At 34.6% G+C, this 15,597-nt stretch carries 17 protein-coding genes; 6 read left to right on the top strand and 11 right to left on the bottom strand.

Features of this window, described 5'->3' with window-relative positions; translation table 11 throughout:
- Window positions 1–29 precede the first annotated feature (29 nt).
- From J8H85_RS15325 to J8H85_RS15315, 3 genes are all read right to left on the bottom strand, one after another.
- The gene (locus J8H85_RS15325) at window positions 30–662 is read right to left on the bottom strand and encodes a tRNA (guanine-N1)-methyltransferase (RefSeq protein WP_209656082.1); all 633 of its coding nucleotides are present in this window, start codon (window positions 660–662) and stop codon (window positions 30–32) included.
- Between the two features lie 129 nt (window positions 663–791).
- Window positions 792–2,240: a glyceraldehyde-3-phosphate dehydrogenase gene (locus tag J8H85_RS15320; RefSeq protein WP_209656081.1), complete on the bottom strand. Its 1,449-nt coding sequence runs from the start codon at window positions 2,238–2,240 to the stop codon at window positions 792–794.
- 134 nt (window positions 2,241–2,374) lie between these two features.
- Complete coding sequence (locus J8H85_RS15315) at window positions 2,375–3,772, bottom strand: trypsin-like peptidase domain-containing protein (protein WP_209656080.1); 1,398 nt, start codon at window positions 3,770–3,772, stop codon at window positions 2,375–2,377.
- 339 nt (window positions 3,773–4,111) lie between these two features.
- On the opposite strand from J8H85_RS15315, the gene dapF reads away from it, so the two are divergent.
- The 5 genes from dapF (at window position 4,112) to J8H85_RS15290 (ending at window position 8,132) form a co-directional block, all read left to right on the top strand.
- On the top strand, window positions 4,112–4,885 hold the full coding sequence (gene dapF / locus J8H85_RS15310; protein WP_209656079.1) for a diaminopimelate epimerase: 774 nt from the start codon (window positions 4,112–4,114) through the stop codon (window positions 4,883–4,885).
- A complete protein-coding gene (locus tag J8H85_RS15305) occupies window positions 4,882–5,406 on the top strand; it encodes a GNAT family N-acetyltransferase (RefSeq protein WP_209656078.1) in 525 nt (174 codons plus the stop codon). Before dapF ends, J8H85_RS15305 begins: the two co-directional genes overlap by 4 nt.
- A complete protein-coding gene (gene mltG, locus J8H85_RS15300) occupies window positions 5,407–6,450 on the top strand; it encodes an endolytic transglycosylase MltG (RefSeq protein ID WP_209656077.1) in 1,044 nt (347 codons plus the stop codon). It begins immediately after the preceding gene.
- Entirely contained in the window at window positions 6,450–7,361 is a 912-nt protein-coding gene (locus J8H85_RS15295; protein WP_379937634.1) for a DUF2279 domain-containing protein, read from the top strand. Before mltG ends, J8H85_RS15295 begins: the two co-directional genes overlap by 1 nt.
- A gap of 111 nt (window positions 7,362–7,472) precedes the next feature.
- Complete coding sequence (locus J8H85_RS15290; RefSeq protein WP_209656076.1) at window positions 7,473–8,132, top strand: peptidoglycan-binding protein LysM; 660 nt, start codon at window positions 7,473–7,475, stop codon at window positions 8,130–8,132.
- A gap of 2 nt (window positions 8,133–8,134) precedes the next feature.
- On the opposite strand, the gene J8H85_RS15285 is transcribed toward J8H85_RS15290, so the two are convergent.
- The 4 genes from J8H85_RS15285 to dnaA all read right to left on the bottom strand — a co-directional run bounded on the left by J8H85_RS15285 (window position 8,135) and on the right by dnaA (window position 12,220).
- Window positions 8,135–8,851 (bottom strand): SAM-dependent methyltransferase, encoded by a 717-nt coding sequence (locus J8H85_RS15285; protein WP_209656075.1) that lies wholly within the window; start codon window positions 8,849–8,851, stop codon window positions 8,135–8,137.
- On the bottom strand, window positions 8,851–10,260 hold the full coding sequence (locus J8H85_RS15280; protein ID WP_209656074.1) for a PQQ-dependent sugar dehydrogenase: 1,410 nt from the start codon (window positions 10,258–10,260) through the stop codon (window positions 8,851–8,853). The genes J8H85_RS15285 and J8H85_RS15280 overlap by 1 nt, the downstream gene beginning before the upstream one ends.
- A gap of 64 nt (window positions 10,261–10,324) precedes the next feature.
- Window positions 10,325–10,780, bottom strand: a complete 456-nt coding sequence (locus tag J8H85_RS15275) for a low molecular weight protein-tyrosine-phosphatase (protein WP_209656073.1) — start codon at window positions 10,778–10,780, stop codon at window positions 10,325–10,327.
- Between the two features lie 12 nt (window positions 10,781–10,792).
- Window positions 10,793–12,220 (bottom strand): chromosomal replication initiator protein DnaA, encoded by a 1,428-nt coding sequence (gene dnaA / locus J8H85_RS15270; RefSeq protein ID WP_209656072.1) that lies wholly within the window; start codon window positions 12,218–12,220, stop codon window positions 10,793–10,795.
- Between the two features lie 184 nt (window positions 12,221–12,404).
- Between dnaA and J8H85_RS15265 the strand changes: the two genes are divergently transcribed.
- Window positions 12,405–12,803: an acyl-CoA thioesterase gene (locus J8H85_RS15265; RefSeq protein ID WP_209656071.1), complete on the top strand. Its 399-nt coding sequence runs from the start codon at window positions 12,405–12,407 to the stop codon at window positions 12,801–12,803.
- A 1-nt stretch (window position 12,804) separates the two neighbouring features.
- Here the strand turns inward: J8H85_RS15265 and J8H85_RS15260 are convergent, their stop codons facing one another.
- Genes J8H85_RS15260 through J8H85_RS15245 form a run of 4 tightly spaced genes read right to left on the bottom strand, consistent with a single transcriptional unit; the run spans window position 12,805 to window position 15,539 of the window.
- The gene (locus tag J8H85_RS15260) at window positions 12,805–13,413 is read right to left on the bottom strand and encodes an IMPACT family protein (protein ID WP_209656109.1); all 609 of its coding nucleotides are present in this window, start codon (window positions 13,411–13,413) and stop codon (window positions 12,805–12,807) included.
- Between the two features lie 6 nt (window positions 13,414–13,419).
- Window positions 13,420–14,031, bottom strand: coding sequence for an HAD family hydrolase (locus J8H85_RS15255; RefSeq protein WP_209656070.1), 612 nt, complete (start codon window positions 14,029–14,031; stop codon window positions 13,420–13,422).
- Window positions 14,024–15,076 carry a bifunctional diaminohydroxyphosphoribosylaminopyrimidine deaminase/5-amino-6-(5-phosphoribosylamino)uracil reductase RibD gene (gene ribD, locus J8H85_RS15250; RefSeq protein ID WP_209656069.1) on the bottom strand — a complete coding sequence of 351 codons (1,053 nt, stop codon included), beginning with the start codon at window positions 15,074–15,076 and terminating at the stop codon, window positions 14,024–14,026. The genes J8H85_RS15255 and ribD overlap by 8 nt, the downstream gene beginning before the upstream one ends.
- Window positions 15,077–15,086: 10 nt before the next feature.
- Window positions 15,087–15,539, bottom strand: a complete 453-nt coding sequence (locus J8H85_RS15245) for an LEA type 2 family protein (RefSeq protein ID WP_209656068.1) — start codon at window positions 15,537–15,539, stop codon at window positions 15,087–15,089.
- Window positions 15,540–15,597: the final 58 nt, after the last annotated feature.

Below are 15,597 nucleotides of genomic sequence, written 5' to 3'. Positions count from 1 at the left end.
TTTTAAGGTATTATTCAGTTGTTAAAAGCCTATTTTTTAGCCTTAATCACCTTTTGTTTGTTTATTTCGTCTTGTAATTGGCGGCGTACTTTTTGTTCGCGCTCTACAGCTGTTTTGCGGTGTTCTTCAAATTCATCTTCTACATCTGCAAGTGTACGTTTGGCCTCTTTGGTAACAGCGTTACTGTTTTTAAATTGATAAATAAAGAAAATAAGCAAAGCTAATAGTACGCCTATTATAGACCACATAATTCCGCTATAGCTGCTTTTGCTCATTTGTATTCCAAGCAACGACATATTGTTTTTCTCGCTCTTGGTTTTGTCTAAAGTGTTTTGGGTGTTAGCAAGACTGGTTTTTAAATCTGCAATTTCTTGCGTTTGTGCTTTTACGGTTATTTCGGTAGCTATGATATCTTTCTTAATAGTTGCCAATGAATCTAGTACATGCTCCTTTAGCTCGGTTAGCCAATAGGTTTTTATAACTCTATATGATTGTCCTCGTTCATCATTCCAACCATTCGATTTTTTTATAACATAATCAAATTGATTATCAAGAGTTCCACTGTTTAATGATAGTTTATCATCATCATTATCAGTTGTTTGAGAAATTGCGGCTAAAGAGAATAAAAGTGTTAGTAGGGTTAAAGCTTTGGTAAAATTCATTTTAAGTTTGGTTTTCAATTTACTAATTTAAAAAATATTGTCGATAAACAGTTAAAATTTAACAAAAAGCCTCACGAAAGTGAGGCTAAATTATATACGGGTAAAAACGTAAATTAGATTTTTTATAATTTAATAGTATGTAAAACGTCTCACTTTCGCAATGTATTTTGAGAGCCTAATTACTTGATGGCTATAACCATACTCGTTATCGTACCAGATATAGAGCACTGCATTTTTTCCATCAGAACGCACTATCGTTGCCTTGCTATCGTAAATAGCGGGCGCAGAACAGCCAACAATATCGGTGGATACTAACTCGTCGCTTAACTCATATTTTATTTGTTCAACCAAATCGCCTTCTAAAGCATATTTTTTTAAAATGGTATTGATGCCATCCACCGAAGTTTTGTTTTTCAATTCTAAATTTAAAATAGCTAACGATCCGTTGGGTACTGGAACACGTATGGCGTTTGAAGTTAATTTACCAGCTAAACTAGGCAGTGCTTTAGCTACTGCGCTACCAGCACCGGTTTCGGTAATTACCATGTTTAATGCTGCTGCACGACCACGACGGTACTTGCTGTGCAAATTATCAACTAAATTCTGGTCGTTAGTATAGGCGTGAATGGTTTCTATATGGCCGCTTTTTATTCCAAAAGAATCTTCAACAACTTTTAAAATAGGGGTAATAGCATTTGTGGTACATGATGCGGCTGAAAATATATCCAATTTATCAGGATTGTTTTCTAAATGGTTAACCCCGTAAACAATATTTGGAACCTCTTTTCCTGGTGCTGTTAACAATACTTTATCAACGCCTTTAGATTTTAAATGTCTACTTAAAGCCGTTTTATCTCTATAGGCACCTGTATTGTCAATAACTAAAGCATTATCTATACCATAGGCTGTATAATCAATTTCTTCTGGAGCATTTGCTGAAATGATATTTACCGTAGTGCCATTTATTATTAAGGCATTATTTTTTACATCAACAGAAACAGAACCTGAAAAAACACCATGAACCGAATCATTACGCAACAATGCGGCTCTTTTTTCAAGTATTTGGGCATCAATTGTTCCTCGTGTAACAATGGCCCTTAAACGTAACTGACTTCCTTTTCCAGTCCGTGCCATGAGTTCGCGGGCAACCAATCTGCCAATTCTACCAAAACCGTAGAGAACAACATTTTTTGGTTGAAAATCTTCCGCTTTTTTTGCACCTTTTAATTTTTCTGTAATAAAGCTTCTGGCATTTTCAAAATTGTTTTCTTCAGAATGGAATTCATAGGTTAGTTTACCAATATCTAACTTTGCAGGTGGAATTTCCATAGCTTTAATAGCTTGGGCAATTTCAACAGAATCGAAAATAGAAATAGGTTTTTGCACAAATTTGCCAGCATATTCATGCAAGCTTAAAATTTGGCTTACGTTTCTGTCAATTAACTGGTTTCTAAAAATTACCAGCTCAATAGACTTGTCGTACCATAAATCGCTCACAATTTTTATAAATTCTACAGTGGCTTTTCTACGATCTGCTTGAAAGGCTAATTCCTTTTCATAATTTTTATTCAAAGGCATTCTTAAATAGTTTAGGTTGTTTATTCTTTAGCAAAAATACTACAACTCAAACGTTTTCGTGAATTATTTTAATAAAAAAAACCACTTAAAAATTTAATTTCAAGCGGTTTTTAAAGTTTATAAATATTTAAGTACTATCTAAAATTATAACGTTCTTTTTCGCCATTAGCATTTATAAGTTCTATGCGTAACGGTTCGTAAGCCGATTTGTTTTTAATGGCTTCCTGCGCATCATCAACCGAGTTGATTTTGGTATCGTTGATGGAGGTGATGATGGTTCCTTCTTTTACACCGTTCTTTTTCCAATAGTCGGCATATTTTTCATCCAGTTCAATAATTTTAATTCCGTTAGAAGCTTTAAATCGTTTTAAATCTTCGTGTTTCGCATTTTTTACACGACCTACTAATGGAAGTGTTAAAGTTTCATTTCGGGTTAATGTTACGTTAATGGTTTTTAACGAACCATCTCTAGATATTTTTAAATTTACAACATCTCCCACGCGTTTTGCTCCAATGTGTCCGGTTAAATCGGCAAATTTAGAAACCTTCACATTATCAATTTCCTTAATAATGTCGCCTTTTTTTATACCTGCTTTTTCAGCACCCGATTCTTCAACCACACTATCAACATAAATACCTTGCGTGTCGTTGATGCCTAACTTATCAGAAAACTCACTGTTTAATGAGCCCCCGCTAATACCAAGAATACCATTTTGTACGTTACCAAACTCCATAATATCTTCAATAACGCGACGTGCAATGTTGCTAGGTACAGCAAATGAATAACCTATATAAGACCCGGTTTGCGATGATATAGCGGTATTAATACCAATAAGCTCCCCTCTGGTATTTACAAGCGCACCACCCGAATTACCTGGGTTTACAGCAGCATCGGTTTGTATAAACGATTGTGAACTGGTACCCGATAAATCTCTAGCTTTCGCACTTATAATACCCGCTGTAACGGTAGATGTTAAGTTAAATGGATTACCAACGGCCAGCACCCATTCGCCAATTTTAGCTTGGTCTGAATCGGCAAACGTTACAAACGGCAAATCTTCATCAGCATCAATTTTTAAAAGCGCTATATCGGTTTTAGGGTCAGACCCCACAATTTCAGCTTTATAGGTTCTATTGTTGTTCAAAGTAACCGACAGTTCATCCGAATTATTAATAACGTGGTTATTAGTAATAATATACCCATCCGAGTTAATAATTACGCCCGAACCTGTTCCCATTTGTGCTCGCGGTGTTGTTCTGCCCGAAAACAAATCCTGCAAACTCATTTGACCTGAACTAATCGACACGTTTTTAACGTGCACCACAGCATTCACCGCATTTTCTGCGGCCACTGTAAAATCAGGAGCTTCGTAAGCCAAATTATTTACATTGCTAGTTGGCAAAAATGCCGGAGTCGCAGCTGGTGTAGTTAAAACAAATTCACTTTTTGGCTCTACAAAAACTTTGTAAGCCCCAAGGGTTAAAGCCCCACCTAATGCCGAAACCAGTACTAATGATAATATCTTCTTCATATATTTTCAGTTTAAGTTTTATTTTTAATTAACGATTAAAATTAAATATTTATTGACTTAACAATTCAACTTTAACGATTTTTAACGCCCACTTTAACGCCTATTTAACAAACACAAACGCAACCATAATATGGGTGTTACCCTTCCCGATAAATATCTGGATCTCTGTGGGCTTTCCACTTCAAATGCGTAGCATTCACAATTTCATTAATCTAAAATAGCATGCATGAGTAATCCCTAATGCACCTAGCAACAGGCTTAGTAATAGTCACAAAATTCGTTAATCGTTAATCAAAATTCGTAAATCATAAAAAGACTTCTTTATCTTTGTGCATTATTATGCAACAGACTTTTTACAAATATCAAGGAACAGGAAACGATTTTGTGATGATAGATAATCGTCAAGAATCGTTCAACAAAAAAGATACCAAACACATCGCATACTTGTGCGACCGTCGTTTTGGCATAGGTGCCGATGGTTTAATTCTATTGGAAAACCACCCAACTTTAGATTTTAAAATGGTGTACTACAATGCCGATGGTAATGAGAGCACCATGTGTGGCAACGGTGGGCGCTGTTTGGTGGCTTTCGCAAATCAATTAGGCGTTATAAAAGATAAAGCGGTGTTTGAGGCGATAGATGGGTTACACCATGCCACCATAAATAATGGCATTGTAAAACTTCAAATGCTAGATGTAGATGTAGTTGAAAAACACGAAAATCACGTATTTTTGAATACAGGATCGCCACACCATGTACAGTTTGAAGAGCAAATAGAAAATTTCGATATTAAAACAAAAGGTGCCAAAATTAGATATGGTGCACCTTACAACGAAGCGGGCAGCAATGTAAACTTCGTAAAGAAAATTAGCGACCAAATTTTTGCTGTAAGAACTTACGAACGTGGTGTAGAAGATGAAACTTTGTCATGTGGAACCGGTGTTACAGCTGTAGCTTTGGCAATGCATGCACTAAAAGAAACGAACGATAATTTGATAACCTTAAAAGTTCAAGGAGGCGAATTGCAAGTAAGTTTTGATGTGGAAAATGGCGTTTATAAAAACGTTTGGCTTATTGGGCCGGCAACTTACGTGTTTAGCGGAACGATATGATTACCCTAAAAGGAGAACATATCTATTTACGTGCTTTAGAGCCAGAAGATTTAGAGTTTATTCATGCAATTGAAAACGACGAATCGGTATGGGAAATAAGCAATACCATAACACCTTATTCCAGGTTTTTAATTAAGCAGTATTTAAAACAATCTCACAAAGATATTTTTGAAGTGAAACAATTACGCTTGGTAATTTCAAATTATGATGATGTGGCTTTGGGTATGATAGATTTGTTCGATTTCGATTTTAAAAACAGTAGAGCTGGTGTTGGTATTTTGCTAAAAGAAACTAAGGACAGAGCTAAAGGTTATGGTAGTGAAGCTCTTAATTTACTAATAAATTACAGTTTCAACCATTTGGGATTGCATCAGTTGTATTGTAATATTTCCGAAGAAAACAATGCAAGTATTAAGCTTTTTGCCAATCAAGGTTTTGAAAAAATAGGATTAAAAAAGGATTGGAATTTAGTTAACGGTTCTTATAAAAACGAGTATATATTTCAGCTTATTAAAAATTAAATGTACATAAAAAAAATACTTATTGCCATTGCGTTTATTGGGTTGGTTGCTGCTGCATATTTTGCATACTATGTTTATAGTGTTATGATGAATTCCAACACTGCTTTTTACAACGATACCGCTTACGTTTTTGTGGCCACTAATGCTACTTATGATGATGTTAGGGAGCAATTGGAACCTTTATTAAAAGATATCAATACGTTTGATGCTTTGGCGAAACAAAAAAAGTATGTAACGAATGTGAAAGCAGGACGTTTTGCTATTACCAAAGGCATGAACAATAACGATATTATCAATTCCATTAGAAGCAAAAACCTTCCTATAACATTAGCTTTTAACAATCAAGAAAGTCTTGAAAAATTAGCAGGACGCGTTTCTTTACAAATTGAAGCAGATAGCCTGTCTTTGTTAAAAGCTATGAAAGACACGTCGTTTTTATCTAAATACGGTTTCAGCAATGCAACAGCTTTGGGGATGTATTTACCAAATAGTTACGAGTTTTTTTGGAACACTTCCGCAGAACAATTTAGAGAGCGCATGCTTAAAGAGTATAATCGTTTTTGGACGCAGGCTCGAAATGAAAAAGCAAAAGCCATTGGTTTATCAAGGGATCAAGTTATTGCTTTGGCATCCATTGTTTATGAAGAATCCAAACAAGCTTCAGAACAACCACGTATAGCAGGTGTTTACATGAACCGTATTAGAATAGGTATGCCACTGCAAGCAGACCCAACCTTGAAATTTGCAGCATATCAATTGCCAGAATATAAAGATACCGTAATAAAACGTGTTTTAAATATCCATAAGGAAATAGTATCTCCTTATAATACCTATAAAAATTTAGGATTACCTCCAGGTCTTATCGCTATGCCTGATATTTCGGCTATCGATGCGGTTTTAAATTATGAAAAGCATGATTATCTATATTTCTGTGCGGATGCTAAACGCTTAGGGTTTCATAAATTTGCCAAAACTTTATCGCAGCATAATGCGAACGCACGTGAATATCAACACTATTTATCATCTCAAGGCATAAATAAATAGTGATACAACCGGCAATAAAATACCTGTTGTTTTTTGTTTTATTGCCGCTGTTTTCGTTTTCACAATCTAATCTTGATGCTTTTTTAACACCCAGCGATACACTTAATAAACCCCGACGAAATGCGGTTGTAATTGCCGAGGCTTCACTTGCTGGTATCTCGTTAATTGGTCTGCATCAACTTTGGTATGCCGATTATGAGCAATCCAAGTTTCATACTATAAATGATAACAATGAGTGGCTTCAAATGGATAAAATGGGGCATGTGTTCACCTCGTATCAAATGGGGAAACATGGTGCGCAATTATTAAACTGGAGCGGTGTTAGTAAAAAAGACCAATTAATTTACGGAGCAACTTTAGGGATCGGTTTTTTAACAACCGTTGAAATTTTTGATGGTTATTCCCAAGAATGGGGTTTTTCTTGGGGCGATATTTTGGCAAATGCATCCGGAACGGGTTTGTATGTGGGTCAAGAATTGCTTTGGAATGAACAACGCATTGCTTTAAAATTCTCTTTTCATCAAACAAAATATGCTTTAGAACGGCCTGATAAACTGGGTGAAGATTTTTTGGAACAGATTTTGAAGGACTATAACGGTCAAACATATTGGCTAAGTGGAAATTTACATTCGTTTTTTAAAGAAAAAAACATACCTAAATGGTTGAATGTAGCAGTAGGGTATGGGGCTGATGGTATGTTGACTGGTGTGAAAGATGTTGACAATCAGTTGTTAACAAATTTAGATAGGCAACGTCAATTCTATTTGAGTTTAGATGTAAATTTATCAAACATTGAAACAAACTCAAAGTTGCTTAGGTCGGTTTTAGATATTTTTAATATGATAAAAGTTCCCTTGCCAACTTTAGAATTCAATAAAAAAGGCTGTGTATTTCATCTATTCTACTACTAAAAAAAGTAGTTAAACGATTAGTTTTGAAATATTTAAAAATAAGTGTACCTTTGCACGCTGAAATTTTCAAGTGATTTTACCATGTAATTTTGCTGAAGAAATTTAAAAACTATGAGAAAAAGTATTGCAAGTTACTTAATGTTAACTGTAACAATATGTATTCTATTGTTCGTATCGTTTTCACCAGATGAAGCGATGGATTTAAGTAAGTATTCAACAGCTGGCTTAAAGTTAAATTATACCGTAAGTCAAGACCATAGCATTAAGGATGATGCTTTAGTGTCAAATGAAGTTAACAAGCCAATTTCTCCAATATTAGGAAAATCGTTTGTAGGATTTAAAGAAGCCTTAGCATTTAAAGAATCCCGAGGCGATTATTTTGTAGTTAACACTTTGGGTTATTTAGGAAAATACCAATTTGGAGCAGAAACTTTAAAATTAATTGGTATCCATAATCCTTCCCTGTTTTTAAAAACCCCTGAGCTTCAAGAAAAGGCATTTATAGCTAATACCCAACGTAACAAATGGATTTTGCGTAGAGATATTAAAAACTTTGTGGGTAAAAAGCTTAATGGTATCTTAATTACCGAATCTGGTATTTTGGCAGCAGCCCATTTAGCAGGCGCAGGTAGTGTGAAAAACTACTTAAGAAGTTACGGTATTGATAATTTTGAAGATAGCTATGGTACTACCATTGAGTACTATATGAAAAAGTTCTCAGGTTACGATACATCTTCTATTAAAGCTAATAAGAAAGCCAAAGCTATTTAACTTTAGCTTTTATGGATAATAAATATCGTAGGTCTTTTATGAAGGTCTACGATATTTTTTTTCCATTGGTTTGCCGTTTGTGTTTTTATAAATTCGGTAGATAAAGTAATATCACAAGCCACACAAACTTGGGTGTTCAGGTCGAGAATATTACTTAAATCTTCAAGCATTTTATTGTTTCTATAAGGCGTTTCAATAAATATTTGCGATTGATTGTGTTCAAAAGATAAACGTTCTAAGCGTTTAATTTCACTTTTTCTTTCGCCTTTATCAATTGGTAAATAGCCATTAAAAGCAAAACTTTGCCCATTCATGCCAGAACTCATCAGTGCCATTAAAATAGACGATGGCCCCACCAATGGAATTACTTTAATGTTTTTTTGATGCGCAATTTTAACAATGTCGGCACCAGGATCTGCAACGCCAGGGCAGCCCGCTTCAGATAAAAGACCAACGTTGAAACCGTTCAAGCAAGGCTCTAAAAAGGTTGGTAAATCTGCAACTTCAGTATGTTTGTTCAAATGGAACATTTTTAATGAAGGTTGCGATTTTTCTGGAGTAATACGCTTTATAAAGTGTCTAGCTGTTTTATCGTTTTCAACAATAAAGGTATCGGTTTCTTCAATAACTTGTTTAACGGTAATAGGAAGCACCTCTAAAGGTTCGTTGTCGCCTAATGTTGTTGGTATAAGGAATAATTTTCCTAAAGGATTTGCCATTAATATTTGATGAGTTTTTTAATTGCTTTCACACCGCTAATATCTGATAATTCTATAAAATACATACCATTTGCCAAGTTGTTTATTGATATGGTGGTAACAGGGCTGCTAATGGAAGTGATTGATTTTATTTGTTTACCTTGAATATCAATGACTTTGATATATGCTAAAGGATTGCTTATTTGCGACACATTAAAATTTAAAATATTATTTGTTGGGTTTGGATATATTTTGATATTTGAAATAGTATCGTCTTTAACACTTAAATTAGCATCTACGATTTTGTAGATAGAAGATCCGCCTGCAATGTAAATTTCACCATTTACATCTTCTCCAAAAGTAGTCCACCCCGCAGTGATGTTTGGAGTTTGAAAAGAAAGAGACCAACCAGATCCGGTATCTGTCAAAATTCCAATGGTCTGCTTGCAATAGTCTGCAAAAAAATACTTGCCTATAAAACTGCTATATAGAGAACCTCTATACAAATAGCCTCCTGTTATAGAGCCCGAGCACCCAGTCCCTACGTGTGGATACTCCGCCACGGGAGCAACCGTATTATTGAAGTCTATTGTGCTGCAGTTGCCTGTTGAATTGAAAATATGGTTATTGCCTTCAAAACAACGCCACCCAAAGTTGTTCCCAGCTCCATTTGCCGTATTGATTTTATTAATTTCTTCGTAGTTGTCTTGCCCAACATCGGCTATCCAAATGTCGGATGTAGTTTTGTCAAATGAAAATTTCCAAGGGTTTCTTAATCCGTAAGCCCAAATTTCTGGTAATGTATTAGTATCTCCATCATTCAAATACGGATTGTTAGAGGGAATCGCATAGTTGTTGCCATTGCTGGTGTTATCAACGTCTATTCTAAGCAATTTTCCTAATAAGGTATTCAGGCTTTGGGCATAATTACTTGGGTCTCCCGCGCCCCCGCCATCGCCACTAGCAATATATAAATAACCATCAGATCCAAAATTCATATCGCCTCCATTGTGGTTTGATGCAGGTTGGTTTATTGTAAGTAAAATAAGTTCGGAATTGACATCGGCTGTAGTTTCATTTGTTCTGGAATATCTTGCTATAACCGTGTTGCCGGAGTTGTTTACATAATTAACATAAAAAAAGCCATTACTACTGTAGTTTGGGTGGAATGCTAAGCCCAACAAACCGCGTTCGCCACCAGAATCACTTACTTTACTATCGATGTCTAAAAACGCTGTACTATTTACGCTGCCATTGGCATTTAAAATTTTAATAACTCCTTTTCGTTCAACAATAAATAGTTTGCTGTCGTTTGCGTTTTTGATACTTACAGGAGCCTCAAAACCGTTTGCAACTAGTTCTATTTGGATGTTTTGTGCAGCTATTATAGAAGTAAAACAGATTATAAAAAGAAAGGTTGTTTTTTTCATCTTATTGTTTTTTAGGAGGTTACAATTTCCTAAAGTTACAAAAAATCTTTGATGAAAATATAAGTTAATTCTGAAGTTTAGTGGCAATTACCGAACATGCTTCGTCTAACATTCTATAAACATTTTCAAAACCATCGTTTCCGCCATAATAGGGGTCTGGAACATTAAAGTTTTGGTCTGGGTGAATTTCGTTTAAAATGAAGTTGACTTTAGCTTTGTCTTGTTCGTTTCGGGCAAGTTGTATCACATTTCGATAGTTCGATTCATCCATCACATAAATAATATCGAAGGTATCAAAATCGGATACGTTAAATTGTCTGCCTCTTAAATTGGAAATATCTAAACCGTATTTTTTGGCTACAGCAATAGAACGAGTGTCTGGGTTTTTACCAATATGGTAATCGCCCGTGCCAGCAGAATCTACAATAAAAGAATCGTTGGATAGTTTTGATTTTAAAATGCCTTCGGCAAGCGGAGAACGACAAATGTTTCCCAAGCATACCATCAGAATTTTAGTCATCTTAATTGTGTTTTAAACAGATAGTTTTTTAGTAATATCTTCAACGTATTTTTTAAATTGCTTATCCGTTGAAGATAGGTTGTCTACAGTTTTACAAGCGTGTAAAACAGTGGCATGGTCGCGTTTTCCTATTTGAGAACCAATACTTGCCAATGAAGCCTTGGTGAATTTTTTAGCAAAAAACATGGCCAATTGCCTCGCTTGAACAATGTGTCGTTTTCTGGTTTTTGATTGAAGTGTGTCAATATCCATTTGGAAATAATCGGACACTACTTTTTGTATATAATCAATAGAAACTTCACGTTTCGTGTTTTTTACAAACTTCTCAACGATAACTCTAGCAAGATCAATAGTGATTTCTTTTTTGTTGAAAGATGATTGCGCAATTAACGAAATAATAGCACCTTCCAATTCACGTACATTGGACTTGATGTTTTTGGCAACATACTCAATAATATCATCTGGCATATCTACACCATCACGATATAATTTATTCTTTAGAATTGATACACGGGTTTCAAAATCCGGTGTTTGCAATTCAGCTGAAAGTCCCCATTTGAAACGAGATAACAAGCGTTGTTCAATATCTTGCATATCAACAGGTGCTTTATCACTCGTTAAAATAACTTGCTTACCATTTTGGTGTAAATGGTTAAAAATATGGAAGAATACATCTTGTGTACCGGTTTTTCCAGAAAGGAATTGTACATCGTCAATAATCAACACATCAATAATTTGGTAGAAATGTATAAAATCATTTCTGTTGTTCTTCTTAACAGAATCTATATATTGTTGTGTAAATTTCTCAGCAGAAATGTATAAAACCGTTTTCTCGGGGTATTTATCTTTAATGTCCACACCAATAGCATGCGCTAAGTGGGTTTTTCCTAAACCAACACCTCCAAAAATAAGCAACGGATTAAAAGAAGTACCTCCTGGTTTGGAAGCCACTGCTAAACCTGCGCTACGTGCCAATCGGTTAGAGTCACCTTCTAAAAAGTTTTCAAAACTGTAATTAGGATTAAGTTGTGATTCAATCTTAACATTTCTGATACCCGGAATAACAAACGGATTGCGTAATTCTGGGCTTTTATTGTTCAGTGGCACATCAACTTCCTGAGATTTCATGGCGCTTCTGTTGGCACTTGGAATTTTTTCGGTAAAAGGCTGCTTGTTGCCATACGTGTTTTCCATTTTAATAATGTAAACAAGTTTGGCTTTTTCGCCTAATTCTTTAGTTAATGATACCTTTAGGATTTTTACGTAGTGTTCTTCAAGCCATTCGTAAAAAAATTTACTAGGTACTTGAATACTCAAAGCGTTATCTGTAAGTTTAACTGCTTGAATGGGTTCAAACCAAGTTTTGTATGCTTGCGGTTGAATATTATCCTTTATGAATTCAAGACAATTATTCCATACCGTTTGCGCAGTTATACTCATTTTTATTATTCTGATTTTGTTTGTTAGGTTGTGAAAGAAAATTAATATTATTAACCCCCTTTTTGGTTTGGCAAATATGTGAACAAAATTCTTAAAAAAAAAATGAAATAGTATTGAATTTTTAGAATTTTTTCCCCATGTTTATCCCTTTGCCGAAGCTACAAAAAATTATTTAATTAACCTTATGAAAATCGACGAAATACAAATAAGAGTGAGATACGGTGAAACAGACCAAATGGGCGTTGTTTATCACGGAAACTACGCATTATATCTGGAAATGGGGCGTATTGAGTGGCTTAGGAAATTAGGAATTTCTTATAAGAGTATGGAGGAAAATGGCGTGATGCTACCCGTAGTTTCTTTAAGTATAAACTATAAAAAATCAGCTGTTTATGATGATGTAATTAATGTAAAAACTCAACTAAAAAATAGGCCCACCGCTAAGATTGAATTTGAGTATGAAATTACTAATGAAAAGGGTGAGATTTTAACCTTGGCAAGTACCACATTGGTGTTTATAGATATGAAAACCAACAGACCAATGAAAGTGCCTCAATACATTTTAGACGCTATTAATAATTAATCTAAATTTCTTTTATGTCGATTTCAAAAAGATGATTGAAAGTTTCAAAAACAGATTCGGCTTCTTTTTTTCTAACAGAGATTGTTATTTGGCAATCCAATTCCAATTTTTGGTTGGTAATGTTTAAATTTTTCTCTTTTATAATCCGCATCACGGTGTTCATGTTTTTGTAATCAAAAGAGATTACATAATCAACATTGATGGTTTTTTCAATAATTGTGGATGCTTCCAGGGTTAATTGCGCTGTGGCGCGATAGGCGCTTATTAAACCGCCAACACCCAGTTTAACGCCTCCAAAGTAACGAACCACCACAACTAAAATATTGGTAACCTCAAACGATTGTATTTGCCCGTAAATGGGCATGCCAGCAGAATTACTGGGTTCGCCATCGTCATTGGCTCGGTAGTATATGGTTTCCGTTCCAAGTTGGTATGCGTAGCACCAATGTCTTGCTGCATGGTGTTCTTTTTTTAATGTTTCCAAATGAAGCTTTACATCATCTTCATTTAAAACAGGGTAGGCATAACCAAAAAACTTGCTGTTCTTCTCTTTAAACAGTATGGCTTCGGTTGAAGTTTTGATGGTTTTGTATGTGTCTTTTTCAACCAAACTCAATTAAAATAGGTCTTTTTTAGTTTTAAATAAATTTGAAACATCTTCGGTTTCTGGATTAATGTGCCATGTTTCAATGCCTAAGGCTTTTGAGGTGTTGCAATTGGCTTCATTGTCATCTATAAAAAGACATTCGTTGGCATTTAATTTGTTTTCATTTAAAACAAAATCGAAAATATCGCGGTTCGGTTTTCTTAAATTGATTTCGTGCGATAAATAAAATGCATCAAAATAATTTTTAAATGCATCGTAAAACGGAACATTTCTTTTTATGTAATCTATATGAAGTTCGTTGGTATTGCTTAAAAGTATGAGTTTGTACTTTGAAGATGCTTTTAACTCTTTTAAAAATTCCAATCGGTGCTTCGGAAAATCTTTAAGCATGAAATTCCAAATGTCTATTAATGCTTCTGAAGACATATCTGGAAAATTTTCAACATAAAACTCAAGGAATTCTTCGGTTGAAATTAATCCTTGTTCATATAAACCATTAAAAGCCGTCATTTCTTCCGAAAGGGTATCAATTTTAAATTGATTAAAAGTGTGTTTAATAGCGCCTTCAATATCTAGGTTGATGAACACGTTGCCAAAGTCGAATATAATGGCTTTAATCATTCTTGTAGGTTTTGAGTATATCGGTTAATATTTTTTCTTCTGAAATTAATGTTCCAGAAAAATTAGGTGCTTTTACACCATTTTTGAATGTGGTAGTTCCTGTAAAAATGCGCGCTTCATCCCAAAGGTTTTCATTTATAAAAGTTTGAAGCGTTTTTGTGCCCCCTTCAATAATAATGGAATTGATGTTACGGTTATAAAGACAGTCGCAAATTTGTTTTGCTATAGAAGTTTTTAAATCCCAATTTATAAATTCCAAATTCCAATGTTGGTTTTTGGAATTTGTGTTTTGATTTTTTGAGCTTATTACAATTGTTTCAGCTTGTACATTAAAAACATTTAGGCTTTTTGGTAACTTTTCGTTTTTGTCTAAAACAACTCTAATAGGGTTGTGCCCTGTCCAATCTCTAACGGTTAAACTGGGGTTGTCTTGCAAAACGGTATTTGTTCCTACTAAAATAGCTTGCTCTTCGGTGCGCCATTTGTGGACTAACTGTCTGGAATATGCATTGGTTATCCAAACAGGTTTTTGTTCGTTCTTTGTTTCTGGGGCAATAAAACCATCGGCGGTTTCGGCCCATTTTAAAATAATATAAGGCCTTTTTTTATTGTGAAATGTGAAAAAGCGTTTGTGGTGCGCTTTGCATTCTTTTTCTAAAACACCAATAGTTACATGGCAACCGGCATTTTTTAGTTTTTCTATGCCTTTTCCAGCAACTTGTAAATTATCGTCAATACAACCAATAACTACATTTGGTATTTGGTGTTTGATAATGAGGTCACTACAAGGTGGTGTTTTTCCAAAATGGGAACAAGGTTCTAAAGTAACATATAGAGTAGCTTCTTTTAAAAGCGATTTGTCTTTTACCGCATTGATAGCATTCGCTTCGGCATGGTTGCCACCATAAGCACTGGTAAAACCTTCGCCAATAATTTGTTGGTTATAAACAATCACGCTGCCAACCATGGGGTTGGGTCTGGTAGTGCCTAAACCGTTTTTGGCAATTTCAATGCAACGTTTTATGTATGTTTCGTGGTTGTTCAAAAAAAATAGGTTATTTAATTTTTACGTCTTCGGTTTTATCAACCTCATAACTATGTGAATAGCCTAAAACTTTATAGTTAATTACGCCTTTATAGTTTACTTTTATTTTTTTGGTTAACAAACTCCCTATCAAACTGCTTAAATTTTCATCACCAAAAATGCTGTCAATAGGTACATTGGCGGTCAATGGTATTGAAAACTCCTTTTTAGCAGGAATTTCAAAATTATTTGATGAAACTGAAGCCATTTCGCTGTTGTTTACATAAACTTTTATATCGCTAACTTCCAGTTCACCACCAATAATATTAGGGTTTTCAAATAGAGCGTCAGCAGTAAGAATGATGTATTCTGGGGTAGATTCAAGTATTTTTATATTTTCAACACCTAAAAACTCAGGCTTCTCATTTACAGAGCAATTAAAAAGGGTAAGCAATATTGTTGATAAGATTATAAGGCGTTTCATTCCTGATTTTTTAGATTTAATGTATCTTCATCCCGATAAACATCGAGTACAAAATTAA

Source organism: Mariniflexile gromovii (genome assembly GCF_017814435.1).
In the GTDB taxonomy this organism is placed as follows: Bacteria; Bacteroidota; Bacteroidia; order Flavobacteriales; family Flavobacteriaceae; genus Mariniflexile; species Mariniflexile gromovii.
Note: the sequence above shows the minus strand (reverse complement) of the source record. Positions and strands in the feature narration are given on the sequence as shown.

What these genes read in the sequence shown, in the direction of transcription:
- J8H85_RS15325 (WP_209656082.1), bottom strand. Translation starts at nt 662, where the DNA reads ATGAATTTTACCAAAGCTTTAACCCTACTAACACTTTTATTCTCTTTA.
- J8H85_RS15320 (WP_209656081.1), bottom strand. Translation starts at nt 2,240, where the DNA reads ATGCCTTTGAATAAAAATTATGAAAAGGAATTAGCCTTTCAAGCAGAT.
- J8H85_RS15315 (WP_209656080.1), bottom strand. Translation starts at nt 3,772, where the DNA reads ATGAAGAAGATATTATCATTAGTACTGGTTTCGGCATTAGGTGGGGCT.
- dapF (WP_209656079.1), top strand. Translation starts at nt 4,112, where the DNA reads ATGCAACAGACTTTTTACAAATATCAAGGAACAGGAAACGATTTTGTG.
- J8H85_RS15305 (WP_209656078.1), top strand. Translation starts at nt 4,882, where the DNA reads ATGATTACCCTAAAAGGAGAACATATCTATTTACGTGCTTTAGAGCCA.
- mltG (WP_209656077.1), top strand. Translation starts at nt 5,407, where the DNA reads ATGTACATAAAAAAAATACTTATTGCCATTGCGTTTATTGGGTTGGTT.
- J8H85_RS15290 (WP_209656076.1), top strand. Translation starts at nt 7,473, where the DNA reads ATGAGAAAAAGTATTGCAAGTTACTTAATGTTAACTGTAACAATATGT.
- J8H85_RS15285 (WP_209656075.1), bottom strand. Translation starts at nt 8,851, where the DNA reads ATGGCAAATCCTTTAGGAAAATTATTCCTTATACCAACAACATTAGGC.
- J8H85_RS15280 (WP_209656074.1), bottom strand. Translation starts at nt 10,260, where the DNA reads ATGAAAAAAACAACCTTTCTTTTTATAATCTGTTTTACTTCTATAATA.
- J8H85_RS15275 (WP_209656073.1), bottom strand. Translation starts at nt 10,780, where the DNA reads ATGACTAAAATTCTGATGGTATGCTTGGGAAACATTTGTCGTTCTCCG.
- dnaA (WP_209656072.1), bottom strand. Translation starts at nt 12,220, where the DNA reads ATGAGTATAACTGCGCAAACGGTATGGAATAATTGTCTTGAATTCATA.
- J8H85_RS15265 (WP_209656071.1), top strand. Translation starts at nt 12,405, where the DNA reads ATGAAAATCGACGAAATACAAATAAGAGTGAGATACGGTGAAACAGAC.
- J8H85_RS15255 (WP_209656070.1), bottom strand. Translation starts at nt 14,031, where the DNA reads ATGATTAAAGCCATTATATTCGACTTTGGCAACGTGTTCATCAACCTA.
- J8H85_RS15245 (WP_209656068.1), bottom strand. Translation starts at nt 15,539, where the DNA reads ATGAAACGCCTTATAATCTTATCAACAATATTGCTTACCCTTTTTAAT.